General features: G+C 65.9%; 3 pseudogenes. All 3 read right to left on the minus strand.

Going from position 1 to position 1485, the window contains the following annotated elements:
* A pseudogene (locus ADK55_RS37670) lies at positions 1–155 on the minus strand (IS701 family transposase); the annotation flags it as partial.
* 218 nt (positions 156–373) lie between these two features.
* Positions 374–876: pseudogene (locus ADK55_RS36395) on the minus strand (IS701 family transposase); the annotation flags it as partial.
* A 529-nt stretch (positions 877–1405) separates the two neighbouring features.
* Positions 1406–1485, minus strand: a pseudogene (locus ADK55_RS40965) (transposase); the annotation flags it as partial.

A 1485-nucleotide genomic window follows, 5' to 3' on the forward strand; every position in this document is an offset into this window, starting at 1 on the left:
TCCGCCAGAGTCCAGCCGTTCTTCCGCTCCAACGGCGCGATCAGACCCCGCATATACGCAAGCGCCCGACCCCGCGGCTCCGACCTCACGAAACGCGATGCGAACCGGGCATGCAGCCCGGCCAGCACCCCGTCCCACTCCTCAACCAACCCCACCCCGAGCTCAGTCACACACCAACTCAACCACACACAAGTGTGATTGCAGTACTAGTACTGCAACGGTGTTTGTGGTGATGGTTTGTTGGTTTCTGGTGGTGTGTGGCCGCGTCGTTTGTAGTGGCTGACGCGGGCTTGGTGTTGTCGCCTGCGGCGCCAGTGCGACCAGTGCAGGACGTGCTGGGCGGGTGCTGGTCGGCGGTGGGTGAGGCGGTTGATCAGGCGTCGGAGTTCGGGGAGGGTGAGGGGTATGAGCTGGGAGGATCCGTTTCTGCTTTCCCTGTGTCCGCCTCGCGGGCCTTCAGGACGGTGATGCAGGCGTGGGCGGCCATGGCAAGAGTGATGTGGCGGTGCCAGCCGGGGTAACGGCGGACCTGGGAGTCGTCCAGGCCGCATTCCTGCTTGGCGGTCTGGAAGCATTCCTCGACGGCCCAGCGGCTTCCCGCGACGGGGATCAGCTCGTCGAGGGTGGCTCTGCGGGGCAGTAGGCGATGTAGTAGGAGATCTGGTCGGGTCGGCTGACGCTGCGACGGGCGAGCACCCAGTGCCGGCGGTCCTCGCGGTGCCAGGGACGAACCTCGACCCTTGCCCAGTCGTAAACGCGTGGGCCGTGGGCCCCGTTCCCACAGGAACGGCGCTTCCACTTCTGCCGCGGGAGTCCGGGAAACAAGTCGTGGACCGGATGGTCCATCGCCCAGCAAGAGACGACGGTGTCGTTCCTGCGCCGAGACGATCAGTGCTCCGAGGGAGGTCGCGGCCCCCTTCACGAGTCCTTCAGCAGCCGTACGGCGGGTGAAAGGACAAGCCGTTGTTGCCGCAGGAGGTCGACGAGCTGGTGCCGGCCGCGTGGCGCAAGGCGGTGTACGACCACCCTGACGCTAACGGCGACACCCTCATCTTCGGCTATGACGCAGGCGGCAACCGCACGTCGGAGACTTCCCCTCTGGGCCGCGCCAGAGAATGGTCCGGTGGAGCGTGGTTAGCTCCGGGAGAAGCCGGAGGGATTCCTGAGGGTGGAGCGGTACGAAGTACCGCAGGGACACGTCCCGACTGAGTGGCGCCCGGCGCAGGGGGATCTCGGCTAGGCACACCCCGACGTGCCGCGACGATTTCGGGCGGGTGCGGGAGCAGTGCGGCTGCTGACTGCGCGGGCAATGTCCCGCACACCGTCACCCCCGAAGGAACCAGGTACTCAAGGGCTTTGATGCTTGTTTCGACAGCTGGCAGCAGGCGTTACTGACTTCGGCTTTTCAGGGTGAGGTTGGCGCATCGAGGGTGAGTCCGGTGCCGGCTATGAAGCCGTCGAGGGTGTGGGGCCGGTATTGAAGGC

Source organism: Streptomyces sp. WM4235, assembly GCF_001279725.1.
Lineage (GTDB): Bacteria > Actinomycetota > Actinomycetes > Streptomycetales > Streptomycetaceae > Streptomyces.